The organism is Enterococcus sp. AZ163, from assembly GCF_050498925.1.
In the GTDB taxonomy this organism is placed as follows: domain Bacteria; phylum Bacillota; class Bacilli; order Lactobacillales; family Enterococcaceae; genus Enterococcus_A; species Enterococcus_A ferrettii.
Window position 1 is genome coordinate 236,445 of sequence record NZ_JBIPAO010000003.1, and the last position, 23,309, is coordinate 259,753.

At 38.8% G+C, this 23,309-nt stretch carries 22 protein-coding genes and 1 pseudogene; 4 read left to right on the forward strand and 19 right to left on the reverse strand.

The window, feature by feature from the left end; all coding sequences use genetic code 11:
• Nucleotides 1-11 precede the first annotated feature (11 nt).
• Nucleotides 12-1,034, reverse strand: coding sequence for a selenide, water dikinase SelD (gene selD, locus IGI46_RS22775; protein WP_207702720.1), 1,023 nt, complete (start codon nt 1,032-1,034; stop codon nt 12-14).
• 181 nt (nt 1,035-1,215) lie between these two features.
• Between selD and IGI46_RS22780 the strand changes: the two genes are divergently transcribed.
• On the forward strand, nt 1,216-1,914 hold the full coding sequence (locus IGI46_RS22780; RefSeq protein WP_429965585.1) for a DUF554 domain-containing protein: 699 nt from the start codon (nt 1,216-1,218) through the stop codon (nt 1,912-1,914).
• A 65-nt stretch (nt 1,915-1,979) separates the two neighbouring features.
• On the opposite strand, the gene IGI46_RS22785 is transcribed toward IGI46_RS22780, so the two are convergent.
• The 17 genes from IGI46_RS22785 to IGI46_RS22865 form a co-directional block, all read right to left on the reverse strand.
• Complete coding sequence (locus tag IGI46_RS22785; protein WP_429965584.1) at nt 1,980-2,855, reverse strand: sulfite exporter TauE/SafE family protein; 876 nt, start codon at nt 2,853-2,855, stop codon at nt 1,980-1,982.
• Nucleotides 2,856-2,941: 86 nt separating this feature from the next.
• A complete protein-coding gene (locus tag IGI46_RS22790; RefSeq protein WP_207702717.1) occupies nt 2,942-3,817 on the reverse strand; it encodes a sulfite exporter TauE/SafE family protein in 876 nt (291 codons plus the stop codon).
• A 22-nt stretch (nt 3,818-3,839) separates the two neighbouring features.
• Nucleotides 3,840-4,856 (reverse strand): proline racemase family protein, encoded by a 1,017-nt coding sequence (locus tag IGI46_RS22795; protein WP_207702716.1) that lies wholly within the window; start codon nt 4,854-4,856, stop codon nt 3,840-3,842.
• A gap of 78 nt (nt 4,857-4,934) precedes the next feature.
• Complete coding sequence (locus IGI46_RS22800) at nt 4,935-5,414, reverse strand: glycine/sarcosine/betaine reductase component B subunit (protein ID WP_207702715.1); 480 nt, start codon at nt 5,412-5,414, stop codon at nt 4,935-4,937.
• 28 nt (nt 5,415-5,442) lie between these two features.
• Nucleotides 5,443-6,180, reverse strand: coding sequence for a proline reductase cluster protein PrdD (gene prdD / locus IGI46_RS22805; protein ID WP_429965582.1), 738 nt, complete (start codon nt 6,178-6,180; stop codon nt 5,443-5,445).
• A gap of 15 nt (nt 6,181-6,195) precedes the next feature.
• Nucleotides 6,196-6,921: a D-proline reductase (dithiol) protein PrdB gene (gene prdB / locus IGI46_RS22810; protein ID WP_278253196.1), complete on the reverse strand. Its 726-nt coding sequence runs from the start codon at nt 6,919-6,921 to the stop codon at nt 6,196-6,198.
• 3 nt (nt 6,922-6,924) lie between these two features.
• Nucleotides 6,925-7,224, reverse strand: coding sequence for a CBO2463/CBO2479 domain-containing protein (locus tag IGI46_RS22815; protein ID WP_429965581.1), 300 nt, complete (start codon nt 7,222-7,224; stop codon nt 6,925-6,927).
• A gap of 19 nt (nt 7,225-7,243) precedes the next feature.
• Complete coding sequence (gene prdA, locus IGI46_RS22820; RefSeq protein WP_429965580.1) at nt 7,244-9,136, reverse strand: D-proline reductase (dithiol) proprotein PrdA; 1,893 nt, start codon at nt 9,134-9,136, stop codon at nt 7,244-7,246.
• 25 nt (nt 9,137-9,161) lie between these two features.
• Nucleotides 9,162-10,451, reverse strand: a complete 1,290-nt coding sequence (gene prdC / locus IGI46_RS22825) for a proline reductase-associated electron transfer protein PrdC (protein WP_429965578.1) — start codon at nt 10,449-10,451, stop codon at nt 9,162-9,164.
• 486 nt (nt 10,452-10,937) lie between these two features.
• Nucleotides 10,938-12,296: a peptide MFS transporter gene (locus IGI46_RS22830; RefSeq protein ID WP_207705464.1), complete on the reverse strand. Its 1,359-nt coding sequence runs from the start codon at nt 12,294-12,296 to the stop codon at nt 10,938-10,940.
• Between the two features lie 26 nt (nt 12,297-12,322).
• Nucleotides 12,323-13,204: a proline iminopeptidase gene (gene pepI / locus IGI46_RS22835; protein ID WP_429965577.1), complete on the reverse strand. Its 882-nt coding sequence runs from the start codon at nt 13,202-13,204 to the stop codon at nt 12,323-12,325.
• 115 nt (nt 13,205-13,319) lie between these two features.
• The gene (locus IGI46_RS22840) at nt 13,320-14,396 is read right to left on the reverse strand and encodes a M24 family metallopeptidase (protein ID WP_429965576.1); all 1,077 of its coding nucleotides are present in this window, start codon (nt 14,394-14,396) and stop codon (nt 13,320-13,322) included.
• Nucleotides 14,397-15,042: 646 nt separating this feature from the next.
• The gene (locus IGI46_RS22845; RefSeq protein ID WP_429965575.1) at nt 15,043-15,504 is read right to left on the reverse strand and encodes a threonine/serine exporter family protein; all 462 of its coding nucleotides are present in this window, start codon (nt 15,502-15,504) and stop codon (nt 15,043-15,045) included.
• A 12-nt stretch (nt 15,505-15,516) separates the two neighbouring features.
• A complete protein-coding gene (locus IGI46_RS22850) occupies nt 15,517-16,275 on the reverse strand; it encodes a threonine/serine exporter family protein (RefSeq protein ID WP_207702899.1) in 759 nt (252 codons plus the stop codon).
• Nucleotides 16,276-16,357: 82 nt separating this feature from the next.
• A complete protein-coding gene (locus tag IGI46_RS22855) occupies nt 16,358-17,428 on the reverse strand; it encodes a M24 family metallopeptidase (RefSeq protein ID WP_429965574.1) in 1,071 nt (356 codons plus the stop codon).
• Nucleotides 17,429-17,539: 111 nt separating this feature from the next.
• Nucleotides 17,540-17,938, reverse strand: coding sequence for a DUF1622 domain-containing protein (locus IGI46_RS22860; protein WP_429965573.1), 399 nt, complete (start codon nt 17,936-17,938; stop codon nt 17,540-17,542).
• On the reverse strand, nt 17,931-18,815 hold the full coding sequence (locus IGI46_RS22865) for a LysR family transcriptional regulator (protein WP_429965572.1): 885 nt from the start codon (nt 18,813-18,815) through the stop codon (nt 17,931-17,933). Before IGI46_RS22865 ends, IGI46_RS22860 begins: the two co-directional genes overlap by 8 nt.
• A 100-nt stretch (nt 18,816-18,915) precedes the next feature.
• On the opposite strand from IGI46_RS22865, the gene IGI46_RS22870 reads away from it, so the two are divergent.
• The 3 genes and pseudogenes from IGI46_RS22870 to IGI46_RS22880 form a co-directional block, all read left to right on the forward strand.
• Nucleotides 18,916-19,458: a chromate transporter gene (locus IGI46_RS22870; protein ID WP_429965571.1), complete on the forward strand. Its 543-nt coding sequence runs from the start codon at nt 18,916-18,918 to the stop codon at nt 19,456-19,458.
• Entirely contained in the window at nt 19,455-20,009 is a 555-nt protein-coding gene (locus IGI46_RS22875; RefSeq protein WP_429965570.1) for a chromate transporter, read from the forward strand. The genes IGI46_RS22870 and IGI46_RS22875 overlap by 4 nt, the downstream gene beginning before the upstream one ends.
• 252 nt (nt 20,010-20,261) lie before the next feature.
• A pseudogene (locus IGI46_RS22880) lies at nt 20,262-21,797 on the forward strand (IS1182 family transposase); the annotation flags it as partial.
• 119 nt (nt 21,798-21,916) lie between these two features.
• Here IGI46_RS22880 and IGI46_RS22885 read toward each other — a convergent pair.
• The gene (locus IGI46_RS22885) at nt 21,917-23,263 is read right to left on the reverse strand and encodes a chloride channel protein (RefSeq protein ID WP_429965569.1); all 1,347 of its coding nucleotides are present in this window, start codon (nt 23,261-23,263) and stop codon (nt 21,917-21,919) included.
• Between the last annotated feature and the right edge of the window lie 46 nt (nt 23,264-23,309).

Below are 23,309 nucleotides of genomic sequence, written 5' to 3' on the forward strand. Positions count from 1 at the left end.
TTATCGTCTCCTTAATATACAATAATTTCTTTTTCTGCTGGCTCTGTTACCCTCCCAAAATCTTGCGCTGGAATTCCCGCTGAGTTCAGTTCAGAAACTAACTCTTTCACCTGTGATTCCGGTACACTAACTAATAAACCGCCAGAAGTTTGAGGGTCAAATAACAATTCTTCAATTGCAAAATCATCTACTACAAATTTTATTTTTCCCGTCATATAGTTGCGATTTCGCTGCCCGCCAGCAGTCAAAATAAATTCTTTGGCACCTTCATAGGCTTCTTGGAAATAGGGCAGCTGATCTGATTGAATTTCAGCAGAAAAATGACTATTCAACATTTCATGTAAATGTCCCGCCAAACCAAAGCCTGTGACATCCGTACAACTAGTAATCTCATAATTACGAATAATGGACATCGCGTATTTATTTAGAGTCTGCATACTTTCAGTTGCCTTGTTGAAACCTTCTTGACTAATTTCATTAGCACTATAGCCTACTGTAATGATACTTACCCCAAGTGGCTTTGTCAGTACTAAATGGTCCCCTATCTGACAAGTATTGTTTTGATAAATATGATTAGGATCAATTGTTCCAGTTACAGATAACCCATATTTTACTGAATGATCATGGATCGAGTGACCTCCGGCTAAAATGGCACCAGCCTCTTGTACTTTCTCCGCTCCACCTCGTAAAATCTCTTTTAAAATCGTTAAATCCTTCTCCTCAGGAAAAGCTACGATATTTAGTGCTGATAATACTTCGCCCCCCATTGCGTAAACATCACTCAAAGCATTAGCCGCAGCAATCTTTCCGAATAAATAAGGATCAGTAACCATAGTTGGGAAAAAATCCAATGTTTGAATAATCGCTAAATCGTCTCTTAGCTTAATGACTGCAGCATCATCTGTTGAATCAAATCCTACTAGTAAGTTTTCATCACTAGATTTTGGTAAATCAGCTAATAGTTCTCCTAAATTCCCAGGACCGATCTTAGCGTTACATCCACCGCAAACAATTAATTTTTCGATTGTATCCATCTGTGCATCATCCTCCACGTTTCCTATTATAACAGGTAATTTTGTTATTCTCTATGTAAGTTTCCTTTGCAGTTTATCAGGAATAATTAATCTTTAATTTATATCCAAAAACTTGTTTCAAAAGGCTGTAAATCATGCTACCATGACAGTGAAGTATCAGATAATTTAAGGAGCACTGCTTATGTTTATAGGATCTATCGTTAACGCATTGTCCGTTATGTTAGGCAGTATTTTAGGAGCCTTTTTAAGAAATATTACTGAACAAACGAAAGAAACCATGACACATGGTCTAAGTCTTGCTGTCATAGCCATTTCAATCCAAATGGCTACTCAGACTGCTTCGTTTATTTTAGTTATCATTTGTATTTGCCTAGGCGGTATGCTTGGAGAATTTTTTAAAATTGAAGACCGCATGAATCAATTTGGTCTCTTACTTCAAAAACGTTTTGCTAATGGTAACGGTAATTTCGCTGAAGGTTTTGTGACCGCCAGCCTAGTTTACGTCGTTGGCTCAATGGGTATCATTGGCGCAATCGAAAGTGGTATTACTGGAAGTAATCATACCCTTTTTATGAAAGCCATTATGGATGGTTTTATCTCGATTGTCTTGACCGCCTCGTTAGGTATTGGAGTCTTTTTCTCTGCATTTGCTGTTCTTATTTATCAAGGAGCACTAACTTTATTGGCTTATTTGATTGCTGAAGGTTTGCCAAATCAGCTATTAGATCCTCTGATGAATGAAATTAGTGCCGTTGGTGGTATTATTATTCTAGGTATTGGACTAAATATGCTAAAGCTGACAACCATTCGAACCTCTAACTTTTTACCTAGCATGATTGTCTTGATTTTGATTATGAGCATTAAATACTATTTTTTTTAACCCATAAAAACTCCAATCCTTACGGGCACAACCGCAAGTAGATTGGAGTTTTTAATATTAAAAAATTAAATTGGTGCTGACTTACGACTTTTACGAATATAAGTAATTCCAGTATAGATTACTACGAAGATGATGATCCAAACCAAAATTGTTAAATCTAGCCCTGTAACAAATTTCGCAGCGATAATTACTCCAACGATTCCTCCCATTGCAATACCCAAGCTTACTCGACGGGAGTATTCTCCCTCTCTAATAAAGTTCACACTAGCAACCGGCATCAAGGCCCCACAAGAACCTGACATAATTGGGAAAGCAACCAACGGACTCAAGCCTAACATATAGACCATTGCCATACATGGCGCATAAAGTCCGACACCAATGGTCATCAATGCTCCAAATATGGCATTGCCGATAATTCCAATAATTAAAAGTCCACCTGACAGGCCGGTAGCTGTATTCCCTTCCCCTAACAAATTGATCATCCCAGCTTGACGTAATGCCATCAGAACAGCTGTAACAATTAAAGCCCACCCCATCCAAAACTGGACAGTTTTTTCTGGTAATTTTGTTACTGTCTTTGAGCCCAGCCATGATCCAACAATCGAAGCTGCGATCAAAGAAAACAACGTCAAAGGATCCACGTCCACTACTGTTATAAAAATAAGGCCTTCCAATAAACAAGAAAGTGCATGTCCAACATTCAACGTTCCTGGCAACTGCTTATCGCTGTCTAATTGCTTAGTTGCATCTAACAACATAGCCGTAGGTGCAAAACTTCCGATACCCAGCGTATCTAAAAAATCTGTTACAAATCCAATCCCGATTGAGATAGGCCAACTACCGCCTCCAAGATTGGTTTTGTGTTTAATTAAATCTCTCCCAAAAACAACAATGTGCAGCAGTGCAAATAATCCTAAAGTGACCAAAACAATCTGTACCATTTTTTTCCTCCTGTTATTTGTATTAAAACATCAAAAACTACTCGTCCTTCTCTAAGGAAGGACAAAGTAGTTTTAGTAATATCTTATTATGCTGCAGCTGGTTTCATACTCTTACGAATGTAAGTAATACCAGTATAGATGATAACTACAATAATGATATACGTTAAAACATTCAAGTCTAAACCAGTAACAAATTTTGCTGCAATGATTACTCCGATGATCCCACCTGCTGTAATTGCTAAACTTACTTTACGAGCATAATCGCCGGTTTTTACAAAGTTTAAACTTGCTATCGGCATCAAGCCTGCACATGAACCCATCATTACTGGGAAAGCAACTAGTGGGCTTAGGCCTAACATATAAACCATCGCCATACATGGTGCATACAAACCGACACCAATCGTCATCAATGCTCCTAAGAAAAAGTTGATTACAACACCAATAATCAATTTGATCCCAGTCAATGCAGTAGCTGTATTATCCGCACCCAAGATATCAATCCAGCCTTGTTGACGTGCAAACATCAAAACAGCTGTAACAATCAACGCCCAACCCATCCAAAGTTGGACTTTCTTTTCTGGCAAACCTGTTACGAATCTTGAACCGATAAACGCACCTATAGTTGCAGAACCAACTAAGGCAAATAATGTAACCGGAGATACATCTACTACAGTCGTAAAGATAAATGCTTCTACCAATACGGGAATCCCATGTCCTACATTCAAAGTTCCTGGTAGCAAGCGGTCATGACTTAATTGCTTGGTAAAATCTAAAAGCATCGTAGTTGGAGCAAAACTTCCGATTCCTAGTGTGTCTAAAAAGTCTGTAATAAAACCGATGATTCCTGAAACAATCCAATTCCCATGTCCTAAATCATCTTTATGCTTAACGCAATCGCGCCCCATATTTACGGCATGTAACAAAATCAACCCAACATAAATCGCTAAAATAACTGTTACCATATCACTTACCCCTCCTTCATCTCTACCCTAAAAGGAACCCATCTTTTAAAGAATCTTTTGGATCAACTAAAAATGTATTGTATCCAGTAACATACGCTGACCCAGAGACACGAGGAATGATACCTTTATATCCACCCACTTCAGCTTCCTTAACAATTTCACCTTTGAATTTCGTGCATAAAATACTTTCGTAAACAAAAGTATCCCCAACCTTCATTTCGCCTTTACCATACAAAGTGGCAAGCTTCGCACTAGTTCCTGTTCCACAAGGAGAGCGATCCACTTGTCCGTCTCCAAACACAACCACATTTTGATAAGTCGCATCTGGGCTAGTAGCAGGTCCATAAAACTCAACTAAGTCAACTGTCTTAATGTGTTCTAAAGTAGGATGCTGAATTTCAATTTGATCATTCACTGCATCTCGAATGATCATACCTAAATCGTTAAATTTAGAAGCATTTTCTGGTTTAATCTCTAATCCGACAGAAGCCGCAGGTAAAATTGCAAAGAAGCTTCCTCCAAAAGAAATATCCATAGTGACTTCGCCAATTTCCGGAACATTGACTTTGACTGCTTCTTTGTATAAGAATGATTCCACGTTCTCAAATGATACAGATTCCGCTGAGAAATCTTCATCTAAGTGTACTGTTCCGCGAACAATTCCGGCAGGTGTATCTTGAACAACTTTGACTTCACGATCGCCTTCTTTAACTTCTACCCAACCTTGTTCAACTGCGGTAGTCATAGCAGCAATTGTGTTATGTCCGCACATATTCAGATAGCCACCCGAATCCATGAAGATAATTCCGTAATCAGCTTCTTCGTGGACAGGTTCCGTAATAAAAGCACCAAACATATCACGGTGCCCACGCGGTTCTAGCATAAGCATTTGACGTAATACGTCTTGTTGTGTTTCTAAATATTCTCTTTTTTCAGCCATTGTTTTACCAGGAAATTTTGGAATTCCACCAATGATTAAACGTGCTGCTTCTCCCGCTGTGTGTGTATCGATTGCTGAGATCATTTTTGATACTTTCATGTTTTTTCCCTCCAGGTTTATAGATATAGCTACTTTCATACTCAAATCAGCCTTAAATCAATATTAAGTAAAAGTATGCTATCTAATTTTTTGATCGTCTTTACGCATTTTCAATTTGATTGAAGCTAATGCCTTAACTGCATCTCGATGATTGATCGTATTTTCCCCAACTATCTCTGTTTCAATACCCTTTTCAGATTTATTAAAATCTAAAACAAAGTCAGTATACTTGTTTTCGACCACAAACTTAGCTTGTGATCCAATGAACTTAAGACCAATCACGCTGATATCTCTTTGTCCAATCTCTTCCAACATGTTCGCAAAATCAACATCTGAGTTACCCCATCCATCGGTTGAAGCAATTACACCATTGGTGCGCATCCCTTCAAGCCAAGCAGCTGCTCTACGGCCAACTAAATGTTTCATTTTGTTGCTTTGCGGTGTTCCCACTACCACAATGCCTTGAAAATCTATGTCAGGGTCATTCGACAAAAGATCTACTAACGGATCTTGAAAATGATGCAGTGAGGTTTCTTTTGTTGATGGGCCAATCCCCATAAAACATTCCCTCCTATCCGAATTCAAACTATACCATTGAGCGTATGACACCATCACGATATTCGTTTGCAGTAAGGTATACTGGCATATTATTCGTATCGATAATTGAAACGCCGCCTCTAAAACCACTTGGCTCTTCTGGAAACAGCAACATGTCATACATTGCACCTTGACCTGCTACTTGCTTAACTAAAGCTACTTTGGGTTTTCCAGGATTACTTTTTTCTTCATAAGTATGGGTTTCAACGGCCAGCTTACCTTCCAACATTTTCATCCGTTCTCTGATTTCTTGAATATAGTGATCTACAATTTCAAACATTTTTAAACTTAGCTCACGGTTAAAAGGCGTTCCTTTTTTCGCAATTAAGTCAATCCAAATAATGAAATCAGTTTCTTTTGGTGTTCCTGCTCGATTCAGCATCAAGTTTTCACGTAACAAACCTTCAGATGAGCCAAATTCATGCATCTGTTCGCCTTCTTCAATTGTCCCAGTCATAACAACAGTGACGCCTGTTAAAGTGTACGTGATTCCTGTCCCCAACGTTCCCAATACCTTCGTGGATATTGGTATAATATCCATGATGGTATTGGTTTCAATATCTAATTGATCAGGTTGGAGAACGTGAATGGTTAGTTTCTGAATATCGGGGCACGCACTGTCAAAGTGTTTTTTGATCTGTAGACGATCATGTGTCATATGAAATTGGTCACCAAGGGTTACCTCCGCCATATGGAAAACTTTGATTTTTAGTGTTTCGCCTCGCATAAAGTCACCTATATTCTATACATGCGCAATGTATTCGTAAGGTAATGGAACGATCTTACCTGGTGTCTCGATGGTTACTAAGTTAGTTAACGTATCTTTTAAGATACCTGTCTGCATTTCAATATTATGTGGTTCTCCAGCATTGGCGCCCATGGGTACCATCGGTGCAACTGCACGTGGTGATCCATTTTGACGTACTACTGGTGGTAATGCTGCAATTAAAATAGTAGGAATTCCCGCTTCCTCAATAGCTCTCTGCACGATCACGGCAGTTCTATGACAGGTTCCTCAGCCAGCGGTCATTACGACAGCGTCGACTTCTTCGTCCACTAATTTTTGTGCGATCTCAGGACCAGTGACATCGTGAAATGCTTCTTGGTCTCCTCCGCCGCCCATAAATGCGTAATGTACTGGTGCTGCTTCTTTGATAAAGCCTTCTTTGACTAATTCATGCAACCGGTCGATCGGGAACATTGCGTTCACGTCGCGGTTTACATCGGCGTTGTCGTACCCGCCGTGAGAGACCATCAATTCGTCGCTTGGTGTGCCGTCTGGTACTTCGCGGTATGTGGTATCTCCTGCTAAATTGAATCGTTTATCACTCTTTAAATGAACGCCTGCTGCCGTAGCTAATGCAACACGCATTTCTTTAAGCTCTTTTGTGACAGGTGTGAAGACAGATTTCGGCGTAATTGGCACGAAAATTTCTGACTGCAACCCTTCAAAGACTGTTAAGCCCATGTGTTAATTCTCCTCTCCTGGTGTCTGTGCTTGCTTCTTCTGAGTTTCCAAGCGTCGACGTTCATGCTCTTTGATGGCATGGACATAATGATCGTTGGGTTCCTCTTCCAAAACTTCTGGATAAGTCATTAAAAAGCCGACTTCCTGACCAATCGCTAAATCATATTCAGAGATGATCATGCGTCTGGGAATTTTCAATTGACCTAAACGTCCTTTAATGTCGATGGTTACACTGGCATCGTGAAGCTCGACAATGATTCCCTCAAACATTTGCTCTGTTGAAATATATTTGAGTCTATCCATAGTTATTCGTCACCCAAATCTAGTCTTTTTCGTAAATCTCTTGACGTTTTTTACTCTTCGGCAACACTTGTTCATTGTCTGCAAGGTCAATTTTCTTCCCTGTCGCTTTTTCAATGATTTCGATGTTGTTCAATTTCACATTTGGGTTCCACTTGCGTTCCGCTGTTTTGATTTCGCCGCCACCCATTAATGTTTTCAACATGGCCAAGTCACGAATCGCATCTTCTTTACACAAGGTGTTATTAGATAAGATTTCGTTTTCGATTCCTTGTTTGGACTTGTTATTATCCACCATAGCGCCCATTTCTGAGTTGCCGACAACCAATGCACCTTGAACAGCTGAATAAGAATCACCGACTACTTTCACGCCGCGTTTACCGATCTCTTCGATATGAGAAGCGAAGTCGATGTGGTTATTTCCGAAGCCTTCGGTTGTAACAATCGCTCCGTCGATATCCATCGCTTCAATCGTCATACCTAGACGTTTTGATACATAGTATTTTTCCGTGTTTGCCTGAGGTGAACCGACAAACATCACACCAACCAAGTCAATTTCTGGATCTTCCATTGCTTCCATTACCAATGGTTCTCTCCAGTAATGACGAGAGGTTTCTTTTGATGCTGGTCCAATACAGGTTAATGCATGGATTCCACCATCTAATACTTCAGTTGGAGCTAACATGATTGGCAAGTTCCCCAAGTCAACGTTTGGCTTCGCGCCAAGGGTGCCAACTGGTTCAACAGGCATAATCAAGTTATCGTGCATCGCACCTTGTCCCATGATTTCTTTCACGATCAAGACACGTTTGTTGCCAAAGCGACGTTTTTGCACGATTTCGTCTGTTTCTGCGACTAAAGCTTCATCAGCAACTTTAATGGCTTCACGAATTTCTTGTGTAATATGATCAGAAGCTTTATGAGCTGCCAAAGGTCCAGGACGTTCCATATTGGCGCCCTCTTTAATCGTTACTTGTGTTTTGATGAAGATTTCGCCTTTTTCTGGGGCACCAGGACGTCCCCACATAATATTGCGATCCAATTCACCTTCGGATGAACCAAATTCACCGATTTGTACGCCGTTGGCGTCTGTTCCAGTTACCACTAGTACGATGCCATCCAAAACACGAGTAACGCCATGGCCAATATCGCCTTCTGCTTTGGCCGCAATCGGTTGAACATCCATAATGGTTTCACTGTATTCGTTGTAACGATCGGGTGTAATAATTTCGAAGGTCATGCTTTCCACTAGCTCTTCTAGCTCAACTGCTTCCGCACACATCTCTTCCATTTTACGTAAAATTAAAGTTGTTCCTTCAATTTTAGTCTCTTCGCCAAATTCTACTTTGTTAATCTTTAAATAATCACGACGAACTGAGCGAATTACTTTTTCTTCTACCTCCGCAGCTGGTGCCTGCGGTGCAGGAGCGGCTGCTTGTTCTGGAGCAACTGGCATTGGTGCAGCTGGTGCTGCAACGCCCATTGATCCAGCAACAGACATAGGGACTTCTAAGTCAATGCCTTTTCCTTCAGCAATATGAATTTTGATGGTACCTCCTGTAAAAGGTGCTGCTGGTGATACAGGCGGTGCTGGGTGAACGGGTGCTGCTGGAGCCATTGGTTCTTCTGCCACTTCTGGTTCTGCAGCAGCTTCTTCCACTTCCTTCACACCATCAAGAATTTCTCTTGTTAAAGGAATCAAAGCATCTGTGGTTTCCTTTAAAGTTGTGCCAAGTACTTGTTCGATTGTTAACGCATTTTCAGGAATTTCCAGCAAGCCTGAATCCTCTAAATCTTCAAAGATTGCTGGATCTTCTAAATCATCTGGTGCGATTACTTTGCCTGCTTCTGCACGGCAACATAATACTGCAGGATCTTTTGCATGTTCTTTCGCAGTTTCTGCTGTGATGGACATTCGTTAATTCCTCCTAATATTTTTCTTAATTTGTCGGTAATTTACGATATAACCTGTGCCCATCCGCTCGCAGTACATGATCTGTATGATGATAAACCGGAACTCCTAACCTAGGAGCTACACCCATGACGGTGTTCGTTCAATCAGAACAGGATCCAGTCATTACTACCTCGGCGCCTTGTTTCTTCAAGGACATTACCGTCTTCGCTTGACCTGGACATATACCTGGTAAGGCACACCTATATCTTCCGTTCACTTCTACCATTCGCTTGCAGCGCTCTGCAGCGACAACTTCGGCACCCATGTTATTCACGATTTCGGTCATTCGTTCTGCGGACCCTCCGCATTCGCAAATCAGCAAACCGACTTTGCGGTGTTCCTGTGGAAACGGCATAGCTACGAGCACGCCCCCACTTGTTTTTGTAATTGGCGTGGTTTCTTCCCCGCTGCGTCCAGTCATCGGTCCACCGATGACGATTTCACCATGAGGTTCTACATAGCCGCCCACATTATTAATCAAAGTCTTGACGGGTGTTCCGATTGGCACATCTACAAAGACCGTTTCTTTTTGTTTTACACGTCCAGAAACAGTGACATCTTTGTCAATGAATGGTTTGCGGTCTTCAATGGCTTCTGCAATACGTTTGATGGTTTCAACATTGTCAATGACCGCACCGACTTCAGTCGGAAGTTGACCAGGTTCTAGAACAATATCCATGACTTCACGAACAATCATCCGTTCATCCCCTGCTGGATAAATATCCGGTAGCTGATGAACATCAATAGCAGTTTCTGTATCTACAGCTTTGATTAACCGCGTTACTAATTGGCGATGCTTACCTTTCACAGCGATGACACCTTTAGGTGCTTTAACCATCTCCATACAATACTTCATGCCACGAATTAATTGATCAATATGCTCATTCATTTGTTTGACATTATGAACTAGCAACGCTTCGCATTCCGCACCATTAGCAATGAATGTTCCCTTTGAAATTTCACAGGACAATTTTAGAAATGTTGGAAAACCAGCTCCACCAGCTCCAACCACACCGGCTTCTTCTACAGCCTTAATCATCGTGTCTGTTTCAGGGATCGGTAAATAGCTGGAAAAGTCTTGTTCTTCATCAATCATTAGGACAACGCTTTCTTCGCTAACATCTACAACTTTTCCCGAAAAACTACTATGAATATTAGCCCCAAGACCATTTGGCTCCGCAACCAACTGGCCTCGTTTAACCATCTCACCGGCTTTGACAATCCCTTTACAAGGAGCACCAACATGTTGTTTCAATGGTATAAGAATTTGTGTCAATTTATTTCACCTCCTCCGTTTTTTACTTGTTCGAACTTGAGCAAATCAGCCGCCCTTAGTTCAAATAAATCATATCACAATGACGGTTTTTAATAAAGACGATTTCTACTATTTATCTCATCTTCGTATCAATTTTATCTTCTAAGTTACTTCTATTTTTAATTATTTTTTTCGAAAAGCAAAAACGATAGAAAAAATCTTGAAAACTTTAACAAATAGCTTCAAAAGAAGAATATACGTTCATCATATCTCTTTCTAATTTCCGTCACACCATATTTTAATCCAGTTATTTATAATGATTACAAATATATCATATGCGTTATTTAGCATTTCGTGAAAGCGTTACTATTTTCGCTTTCAATAGATATTTATTATCAGATATTAGTAAATCTATCGATGTAATTTATATGTGACTCTATACACAAGTTACTCTTCACATTTTCCAAAAAAAAATAGACCTCAAAATGAGATCTATTTTTCAAACCATTATTCTGCTGTTTCCAATTTATCCAGATTTTTACTTCCAAACCATAGAATCAAACCTAAGACGATAACAATTGCGGCTAAAATACCATAGCCTCTTTGGAATTCCGCTGGAACATCGGTTTCTAAGAAAGCATAAATTTTTGGATAAATTAATTGGGCGATAAATACTGCAACCGGCCAAACACCAAGCAATAACCCCATCAATTTTGCCGGAGCTAACTTGGCAATAAATGAATTTCCTAGTGGTGAGAAAATCATCTCTCCAACTGACATTAAAAGGCTGACTAATACTAACCACATGATAGATGCATGACCTTGTCCCACCATATCCGCAACTACCATTGCCACGTAAGATACACCTACTAAAATCATTCCTAACGCTGTTTTCTTAAACATACTCATATCACCTTGTGGGCGAGCAGCTAGCTTTGTCCATAATTTACCTAAAATTGGACCTAAGATGATACAAGTTAGAGCATTCATAGAATCAAAATATGATGTTGGTACTTGGAAGCTTCCGACCACCCAGTTAGCACGACCTAAGAAGCCTGCTCCATCTCCATAACCAAAGTAGTAGTACGCTGGCATATACGCCATATACCAGACCATCCAAAATACAACTGAGAACAAAGTAACTAAAATAATAGCAAAGATTCGTTTTTTATCTCCAGAAGTCAATGGTGCATTTTCTTCACCCGAAGTATTTTTACCAGCCGACTCAAATTGACGCTGATCAATTTTAAATGGTTTCTTACCTGCTTCACCTAATGAACGGCTGTTAAAGATAAACCATACAGCATCGATTAAAAGTAAAAGGCCGCAAATCATGAAGACAAAGTTAAATCCAAAACCTGGGATTAACAATACTAGAAATGTTGTTCCACAAAACGAGCCAATATTGACGAATGAGTACTGAACAGAGAAAGCCTCATTCAATTCATTTTCATCACTAAACAATAGGCCGTTTATACCAGAAAGATTTCCTTTAAATAATCCTGTCCCAATAGCAACTAAAATGATCATTGCCCACACCATGCCCATAGAGTTTGCTTGCCAAGCTAGCATGTAACCGGCACCCATCAAAATCATTCCAACTGCTACACAAAGTCGTGGACTCAACCAGTAGTCAGCCAACCAACCTCCAAACATTGGTGTAATATAGGTTGCTGCTACGAAATAGGCAGAGATAGCTGCCCCCTGTGCACTAGTCATTCCTAATCCGCCAGAAGCAGCAGTTGTTGCGATCCAAATAGCCAGCATGTATTTTGCTGTATAAAAGGCCGCGCGTTCAAAAGAGAAGCCTAGTGAGCAGACATAAAAGCCAAAAGGTTTTTTCTTTTTAACCGGAGTCGTTTCCATGGTGTTCCTTCTTTCTTAAAATATTTTTAGTCGTGTGCAGAAAGCCACGATTCTAACAAATTCATATACTTTTCACGTTCTTCCACAAACGGCATGTGGCGACTGTACGCAAATAATTCCCATTGTGCTCCAGGAATTACGTCGTACATTGTCTTAGCAACAAGTGGTGTAGACAAATCGTTGGTTCCACTGGTAATCAATGTTGGTACATCTATTGACGATAATTTATTCGTATATTCATATGGCTGTAAGGTACCCGTTGGCATGTATTCATTTGGTCCCCAAGCAGTAACATAGCTTTCAGTTCCAGGAACTTTTTTCCGACGTAACGGTTCTGGAGAATCTTCAGTCGGTACCGCGGCTGCATGACGGATCATGAAGCGGTCATTAGCAGCTAGATAAGCCGGATCATCGTATTTGTTCTCAGCTTCTGCTTTAGCAATCGCAGCCTGATCCTCTTCCGTCATGAATTTGATCATGCGATGCTGTTCTTGTGCCCAAAGACTAGCAGAAGAAAGTGTACTAGAGAGAATCATACTCTTGATTCCTTTAGGTGCATAATCACATAAATAGATAATTTCTAGCATCCCACCCCATGACTGACCTAACAGATGAACTTCATCTAAACTCAAATATTCTCTCAAAGCGATCAACTCATTGACCCATGTTTCTTTGGTCCACAAGGATGGATCAGAAGGAACCGCTGACTTGCCGCATCCCAACTGATCATACATGATTAGTTGACGGCCCTCAACAGCCAGTTCGTCAAGAACTTCAAAATAATTATGAGTTGAGCCTGGTCCTCCGTGCATCAAGATTAACGGTTTTTTACCGCCACTTTTTTCTCCAATTATACGGTAATACGTCTTGTGATCTAAATAAGGCATATAGCCTTCTTCTACTTTCATCTTCATCCTCCTTAATTAATCAATGAGTCTGATATTTACCGATGTTTTTTTGATAGTTAACGATTTTTTGAAAGCCTTCTACCCGCAATAACTACGGATAGAAGGTTATTTCAATTTAACCGACAATTTCAAGCTCTTTTGAATAGTGGTTCAAGTTTTCACAACCGTCTTCTGTAACAATAACTAAGTCTTCGATGCGCACTCCTACTTCTCCAGGAATATAAATTCCTGGTTCGATCGAGAAGATATTTCCTACTTCAGCTACATTATCATTAGCTCCTGAAACATCTCCTGCTTCGTGACATTCAATTCCGATAAAGTGTCCTAGTCGATGAGTAAAATATTCACCGTAGCCCTTTTCTGTGATGTAATCACGAGCCGCTGCATCAATAGCTGATAACTTTACGCCTGGTTTTACCATGTCAATTGCACGTTGGTTAGCTTCCTTGACGATTTCGTAAACTTCACGACCTTTTTCAGATACTTTTTTATAGAAAAACGTACGAGTTAAGTCAGAAGCATAAGAATTTTTGATTCCACCGATGTCCAGAATTACACTATCGCCCGGCTTCACTTTAGAATCATCTGTTTCATGATGGGGGTCTGCTGCATTAGCTCCATAACCCACGATTGGATCAAATGAGAACCCGCTGTTGCCTAACTCTTTATAAATCTCACCTAATTTGTCAGCCATTTCAGCTTCTGTTAACTCCTCAGGTAATAGTTTTTTCAGACGATCAACTGCAACTTCATTATCTGCTTGTGCATCACGCATTAATTGCTTTTCTTCTTCATCCTTGATTGCACGAACGGCATCCGTTACTTGAGAACCATTACTTAATTTTGCATCCGGAACGAGTTCTAACAAGCGCAATAAAAAGTGCGCCGGCCAGTTTTTGTCAACACCAATTTTTTCATCAGTATTTATATACTCTAAAACTTTTTTCACCGCATCATCAGTATCATCAATAAATACTTTTTCTACCCCTAAGTCTTCTTCAATCGGAAATAATTTGTTGATAATCAGTGTATTTTTGTTTTCTGGAGTAATGACTAATACTAATAACCTTTCACCGGGATGAATCCAACGACCCGTTAGATAGAAAATGGTTGCTGGATCCGAAACTAATAATTGCCCATACCCTTGTTCCTTCATTTTTTCTATTACTCTTTCCACACGACGTTCTTTCAAAATAGTTCACTCCTTTTATTGGATTATTTGGCCTTTAAGGCTATTTAAAACAGTTGAATACTGTTTAAAATTATTATTTGAACGTAAATAAGAACCTGTTAGAAACCGGCGATCTTAGTAAAATCAAAAGTACAATTGCTCAACTATTCACCTATAACAGTTTTAAAATAACCATAAAAAGAGAAAAATTTCAAGTCTTTTCAAATAGAAAATTGTTTTTTTCTATTTTTCTCACTTACGTAAGTTTACTACAAATTTTTGTCAATTTAAACAATTCTTTTCATAATCCTCTAAAAACCTCTTCTTTTTTTAGCTATCTCATAAAAAGGAGCGTAAAAACCGGGAAATATTTCGTAATCCTCTAAAGCTATTTTTGCTAAGAAAGAACCAACGGATTATATTATAATAAGATTAGAAAAATCTTTATATAACATTTTTATTCTAATTGCAATCTTATGTTGCTTTAAAAAACATTCACTCCTGTATTTTTTACCTGTAATGAAAAAAAAACGAGAAACCTATTTCTAATTTTCACAGAAATGAACAAATGTCTATACACCTATACTAATCACCGTTTTTTAATAAAAAAAGAAGATAGAACACAGCCTGCTCTATCTTGAATTATTTTCAGTTGTATTTCGAATAATCATATTTTATTATTAGCCTTTTGACGACGACGATAGGAAAAAAAACATTTAGGAGACAGTTCATATCCTACTGTAATTCCGATAGAGATAGCAATAGCAATTTTTAGTACCTGAACACCTATCTGTGCCGCTTTAATTGAATCCCCGATAAAAAAGTTATACGTAAAATTGTACACACCCATTCCTGGAACTAAACAAAAAATTCCACAGATCAAAAAAATTGTAACTGGTGCTCGTAAAGCAAATGAAGCTTCTCTTGATAAAACGATTAATGCCAATGAAGCAATAAAAGTTGCTGCAATAGGAGCTGTCCAAAATTGCATTATTAACAAATAAATAAACCAACCTAGTGCACCAATAATTCCGCAAAGCAAATAATATTTCTTTGGGGCCTCAAATAGTATAGCAAAGGAAATAGTACCTAAAAAACCCGCCACTACCTGTAATATCATACTCACCATCTTTATCTTCTCCTATAACCAGTTAAATACGGTTAAAACCAATCCGACACCAACAGATACACATAATGCTGTAATTAATGCATAGATCATTTGACCCCATCCAGAGCTATAGTCCTCGTTAAATAAGTAGCGTATCCCATTTACTACAGCTACTCCTGGCAGCAAAGAAATAATTCCGCCAGTTACTAGACTAGTTAGCTGTAAGACTGGAAAAAAATGTACAAAAATACAGGCTAAAGTACTAACCCAAATACTGCAAGTAATATTCCAAATTATTTGTGACATATTAAATTTAGGTGCCAAAAAGAAACTATAAAATGCCAACAAAAATCCAAGTACAAATGCTCCAGCAGCATCCCAAAAAGTACCACCAAAAATGTAACAAAAGCTGGCACTACCAAAGGCATAAGCAAAAAATTTTAATCCAGCAGAAGCAAAATGCTCTTGCTTAATTATCGCCAATTGTTCCTTCGCTTCTTCCGGTGTATACTTCTTTTCAGCAATACGACGGGACAGGGTGTTAAGTTCTTCAATCCGTCCTAAATTGATCGGCGATATTGGGATATCGCGCACTCGTGCCTGAACTGTTTGGTCTTTTAGGCGAGCCGTCATAAAAATTCCATTAATTAAGACAAAGCTGTCAAACTCCTTCAGCTCCAGAGCATCAGCGACATGGCGGATCGTACTCTCAATTCGAACAATTTCTGCACCATTTTTTAACATGGTTTCACCAATATCATATACAAAATCAAAACGATCACGTTCATTCATACTTCAAGCCCCCCCTTTATTCCTTACAGAAAAACAACGACAGCAAACTGCTGTCGTTGACCTAGTATAGCCTATTTACCTCTTATAGTTCAATCAAATCATGAGAAATACTAATCATATTTTCGTAACCGTCATCTGTTATTAATACTTGATCCTCAATCCGTACACCACCCCAGTCAGGAATGTAGATACCCGGTTCGATAGTCATTACCATTCCTGTTTCTAACACATCTTCATATTGTTCATCGATATACGGCAATTCATGAACAAACAAACCAATGCTGTGACCAATATTTCGATAGGTATATTGAGGATATTCGGTTCCTTCTAAAGGTTTCAAGGAAGCTTGATAAACATCGCGAACCGCTACTCCATTTTTCATCACTGTCTCAGCAGCTTCCAAGCTCTGTCTTTCATATTCATAAACTTCCCGTTGTTTATCCGAGGCTTTTCCAACAACCACCGTCCGAGTCATGTCAGACATATAGCCATTGTATTGACAGCCAAAATCCATTAAGACAAAGTCGCCATATTCCACGGCTTTTTTAGATGGAATACCGTGCAATAATGAAGTATTAGCACCCGAGATTAAAATATTACCATAAGGCTGTGTATCTGCTCCTTCTTGTACCATGTATAAAGAAAGCTTGGCCGCTAATTCTTTTTCAGTTACACCTACTTTGATATCTTCTAAAATACGAGTGAAGGCACGGCAGGAAATTTCACAGGCATTGCGCATATATTGAATTTCTTGAGGAGATTTGATTGCACGCATTTTGTCGATTACACCACCAGCCTGTACAAATTCTGCAGGTGTTTTTTCATTAAAATCTGTATACATATCATAGGTTAAATAATCAGCTTCAAAAGCAATTGTTTTAATATTTTTTTCTTCAACTAGGCGTGCTACTGTGTCTCCCACTGTTTTTCCTGGCAACCGCCAGTTAATAATTTCATAATCAGGCACTTCGATGTCGGCTTGTTCCGTGTAACGCGGATCAGTTAAAAAGAATTGTTCATCTTTAGTTAATAAGATAAATGAATCATCTCCTGTCCAACCGCTGGTAAAACGAACATTAACTCTTTTAGCAATGAAGAAAGCATCAACTTTTTCTTTTTCTAAATACGCACGAATCTTCATCTCATTCATCATTTTACATACCTTCTTTTCTTTTATTCACTGAAACAATTTCTTGTTTCTATTTCTAGAGTAGCAGTCAACCTTTCAAGGGTCAAACCGTTTTCATTAAAAATAAGTAAATCCTCATTTTGACTGCATTCGTTTTTTTGTCTCTGTTTGCATGGGACTTTCATCAATCTCCCGATGTAAAAAGTAAGAAATAACTGTTCTGATGATGACAATCAGTGCTAGTTTGATAATATCCTGAAATGTCGGATTAATAATCGACTCAATGATGTCAGCAATGATAAGTACTTCTAAGCTTAACAATACATAACTACCTAAATAAGCTTTAATAAAATTATTCTCCAAAGCAATTCCTACCTGATCAGCTTTCTTTTGGAACAGATTTTTGAAGAAATCAAGACACGCAGTAAAGGCTCCCCATAAAATAATAAAGATAGATACCATATTCAATAAGAATACAATAACCTGAAAAACTGGCATCATCCACAATAAGAGCTCATGAGTAAGATTATCCATCACTTTTTCCTCCTTGATTAAAAATAGTTGTTCGAAAGGCCTGCATAGTCTCAGTGAATAGATGCTCTGGTTGATAAACTAATTGAATTTGATTATACAAACGCTGGCCCTCAAAAGACAAACAACAAACCTGATCATGATAAATCGATTGTTCCACCAACTTTTTAGGTAAAAAAGTAATTCCCGTTCCTGTGGCCGTCATTGCTAACAAAGCTGGTGAATTGATACTAGTCATCATGGGTACTGCTTGTTTTTGCTGGAGTAGTAACCAGCTATCCAAAGTCTTCCTAATGGCACTTCCTTGCTCTCGTAAAAAAAGTGGATATTGTAAAAATTCTTCTACAGAAACCGTCTTTTGCCTAGCTAAGGGGTGATCCGACCCAGCCACTACCACTAATTCGTACTGATCAAAAGGTTCAACTATTAAATCCTTTTCAGGCACACTTCCCTCCAACAAAGCCAAATCTAAATCTTGATTACGCAAGGCTGTCAAAATACGTTCAGCAGTATCCGCTTGGATTGTGACCTGATGTCCTTGTTGTATGAAAGCCGGTATTAAATCCGGCAACCAAAAATTAGCAATCGTTAAGTTAGCGCCTAATTTCATAGGTGCTTGCTTTTCAAGATAAACCGCAAAATCTTCCAGCTCTTGGTATTCTTGTAAGAAATGCTTGACCCGCTGATAAAAAGATTTCCCAGCTGGATTCAATTGGATAGCTCGCCCAGGGCGATCAAAAAGTCGAACGCCGATTTCCTTTTCTAACTCTTGAATAGTTTGACTGACGGCCGGCTGGGAAATAAATGCACGTTCGGCAGCTTCGGTCATATTTCCAACTTCTGCAACCACCATAAATAATTCTAATTGGCGGATATTCATAATTTTTCTCCTTATAAGTAAATAGTTATCGTTTTGATAATTACATTGTATTTCACTTATGGGTATTTGTCTCGTATACTGTCTTTAAGGGGGTTTTTTTTTGTCTTCATCTTATTTACGACTATTTGGTTATAATTTTTTTATTAGTGCCTTCACCTTTGGAGGTGGTTATGTAACGATTCCTATGATGGACAAATATTTTGTCACTCATGGTGATATTACCAAAGATGAGCTATTAGATTTAGCAACTATTGCTCAATCTTCTCCAGGCGCAATCGCAGTCAACCTATCAGTTCTCGTAGGAAAAAAATCTCGTGGCTACCTAGGTGCTTTTGTCAGTGGTATTGCAGCGATTTTACCATCATTTATTATTTTGTCTATTATTTCATTGGCTTATACCGCCTTTCAAAACAATCCTGTAATTAGAGCAGTACTACGAGGAATGGAGGCTGCTGTGGCGGCAATCATTGTCGATTTGGTAATTGATATGTATTTGGCTTTAAGGCGTGAAAAAAAGCTTTTACTGATGATTTTACCTTTTATTGCTTTCGTAGCTAATGCCTTCTTCAATGTCCATCCGCTTTGGATTTTAGTCGGAACCGTACTGATTTTGTTTATCCAGGCTAAAGGAGGCAAGAAATGAAATTATATTTAGAAATATTTATCAGCTTTTTCCAAATTGGATTATTGAGTATCGGTGGTGGCTACGCGACTTTACCATTAATTCAAGCAGAAATTGTTCAAGAACAGCAATGGCTTTCATTACAGGAATTTAGTGATATTGTCACCATCTCTCAAATGACGCCAGGGCCTTTGGCAGTCAATAGTGCAACATTTGTGGGATTGCGAGTAGCAGGTCCGGTGGGAGCTATTTTAGCAACCGTAGCCTGTGTAATTTCCGGGTGTTTAATTGCTCTTTTTTTAGAACGTCTTTTTACTAAGAATAAAGAAAATACCACGCTACAATTAGCTTTCTCTGGTTTAAAATCCGCCACTGTTGGTTTGATTGCAGCAGCAAGTTTATCCATGATTACTTTAGCCTTTAGCGGTACCCTAAACTGGTTTGAAGTAGATCATGTTAATTTTATTGCGGTCGCCTTATTTCTAGTTTTCTTCATTTTACTGAGGAAAAAGAAAATAAGTCCTATTTCTTTACTAATTTTAGCTGGCGTCATTGGTTTCATACTTTACTAAAAATTTTCTCAGTGTTTCATGTGAAACTCTGAGAAAATGAGTATCCTTTCCCAAATCACTTTAATAATATGAATAAATCTACTGATTGGTAAATTATTGTCCTATATGTAAAAAAGAGGCTGTGACATAAGTCTTAAAAAAATGTCGGTGAAATGACGATTATCGTTCATTTCACTGGCATTTTTGGGTAAAATAAAAGAGTATAGGTGGCTGCCTATACTCAAACTTTAATCCTCGAAAGGACCAAAACACATGACTAATTATAACATGGCTCAGCTTACTTTGAATATATCTACTTCCTATGTTCCCAAAAAAGAGAATACTGCCTGGTTTATTCATGAATTAGTTGAGGCTCTTCAGTTCAAGGAACCTTATCTTTTTGGTAGACCTCGGGAGTACGATCTTAGTTTGATGCTAAAACTCATTTTATTTGCTTATACTCGCAGCGTATTTACTAGTCGTAAAATTGAACAACTTGCGGAAGAAAGTTTGCCAGCACGCTGGTTGACGCAGGAACGTGTGCCTTCTTATCGCACTATTGCACGTTTCCGTATTTCCAACGATGTAGAAGCGTTAGTCAATCAAAGTCTGGAATCATTAACCAGCTATTTACGGGAACGTCAATTAATTGATGACGCCCTCTTTATTGATGGCACAAAGATTCTGGCCGATGCGAATAAATACAGTTTTGTTTGGAAAAAGAGCACACTTCGGTATGATCAAATGAATCGTGAAACGATCTTGGCCTTGATGACCGAGCTAAAGGAAGCCTATCAAGTAAAACATATTCCTGAAGGTTCAGACCTTACCTTGGACCGATTGGATGAAGTTCTAACACGGTTAGAGCTGCGTTTAGAAGAGGTAGAACAGGAAGTACAAGAGACCAAAAAGGTCTCACCTAATCCTGCAAAACAACAACGCCGAACAGTGAAATCACAAAAACGAAAACTAACGGAACGTCGCGAAAAAATGGCTGAGCATCACCTTCGTCTTACTCTTTGTGGAACTCGCAATAGTTATTCAAAGACGGATGTAGACGCTACTTTCATGCGGGTTAAAGAAGACCCAATGCGTAATGGCCAGTTGAAACCTGCCTATAATCTACAGCTTGCCACCTGCAATCAATATATAATAGGTTATGATGTTTACCAAAATCCGACAGACACAAAAACATTACTTCCATTTTTAGAAAAAATGGATTTGGTTGAAGAAACCGTGATTGTTGCTGATGCAGGATACGGGTCAGAAAAAAATTATCGACAATTGGAGGATCAGTACGCACAACATACTGCGTTAATTCCTTATGGAACAATGCTCAAAGAACAAAGTAAAAAATGGAAAACAGATGAACGAAAAGTCATGAACTGGACCTATTATGAAGAAGACGATTATTACGTGGATCTAAAGGGAGTCCGCTTCAATTTTCATGCCTACCGTCAACGAACGGATAAGGAAGGATTCGTAAAAGATTTTAAAGAATATCAAGCGGAGAAATATGATCAGAATAAACAAGTTATTCCAGCCGCATTAACACAAAAAGGATACACCAGAAAAATAAGCGTCAACCCTTCCTGGGAATATTTTAAAGCGAAACAAGTCACTCTGCTTTCAACTCCTGAAACAGGAAAAATCTATGCACGAAGAAAAATCGACGTAGAACCTGTTTTTGGTCGGATGAAAGCTTGTTTAGGTTTCACTCGTTACCATGTTCGAGGTATGGAAAAAGTGAAGAGAGAAACCGGCCTCCTCGTGTTGGCCCTCAATATGATGAAGTTGGCAGTTGCAGGACGAACTTCAGGACTTCTTACATAGAAAAATGCCCCCCCCTCACTGAAAATCATTGATAGATTTTCGGGAGGGGGGCATTTTTTTTATTCGTTTAGAGACTACTTATGTCACAGCCTCTTTTATTTACGTCGGCTGTGACGAGAACGTGAAAAATCTGATGAAGAACTTTTCATCGGTTCTTTTGTTTCCTTAGTATCTTGTTTGTCATCAGTATTCTTATTAAGTATCGGTAAATTAAATCTTGATGTACCTAAAGGAAGCTTTTTAATCAACAGATTACCTAAATATCCAGCTAACCAGGTCCATAAAAATAGTTGAACCGGAAATAGGAATAAGAAAAGGCAAGCCGTTGCAAATGGACGCTTTAAAATGACCGCACAAGAACTTGCTGTAAAAATCGCTACAAGTAAGCCGTTTGAAAACGGAAATACTTGAACTAAAGCTAAAGCAGCAGCTATGCTTGAAAAAATCATCGGAAAAATGATTCCTCCGCGCCAATTACACGCTAAACAAATCATAGTGATAGCTACTTTACCAAAAGCAATCAATAGTATAATGAATACACTCATGGTTTCTGCTTGCCGAGTGAACGACAAAAGACTATGTTCTCCTGAAAATAAGAAATATGGTGATACTAAGCCTAAAATCCCTAAAAGAACCCCAGCAGTAATAGTTAATGGCATTGGCCGTTTAATTCGCTGATTAAAATTCTCTGCTTGTTTTTGCATCCACAAGAAGAACTTTCCGAAAAAGGCTCCTAAAGCAATGGTCGGAATCACTAATAGAATTCCTTGCCATGACCAATTAGTGCTCATTCGTTGGATGGCGAAAACCTGTTCCTGATTTGGAAATAGACTGTAAGTCATCAAGTACCCAATAAAGCCTGTAAACGTAGCAAAAATGAATAATACGTATCTTTTTAACTTACTTTCAGTCAAATTTTGCAAATCATCTTTTTCTAAGGCACTACCGACACCAAACAACGGTGCAGTAAATATAACTCCTAATACCGTTCCTGAAGCAAATTCCAGCAAATCTTTTCTTTGCGGCAAACTTACTTTAAAATGATCACAAAAAAAAGTAATCACGCCGCCAACGATGATCATTAACGAGGCTTCAGGACTAACACTTGCACCAAACAGTAAAACAAGCATGGCACCTAAAATATTGAACAGCAACTGTCCATTTTTATATTCTAGTCTTCCTGTCTCCTGAGATTCAACAAGTGTTTCTGGAAGCATTTTAGGGTATTTTCCAACGTGCTCAATAAAAAAGCCAATGACAATCCCACCCAATGAACAAATCAGTAAGGGATAAATAAACGGATCTCCTAATGCACGTGGAATAATTTGCCATAGTAATTGATTTCCTAATTCCACCATTCCCATAAATAATGCAGCGATGACTCCTACAATCAGCCCTAGCCCGCCACTATAGACGAATGAGGTTCCTGTAAACTTATTCATATAACAGACCTTTCTGAATAGACTCTGCTACATTATAGCAGAGCTT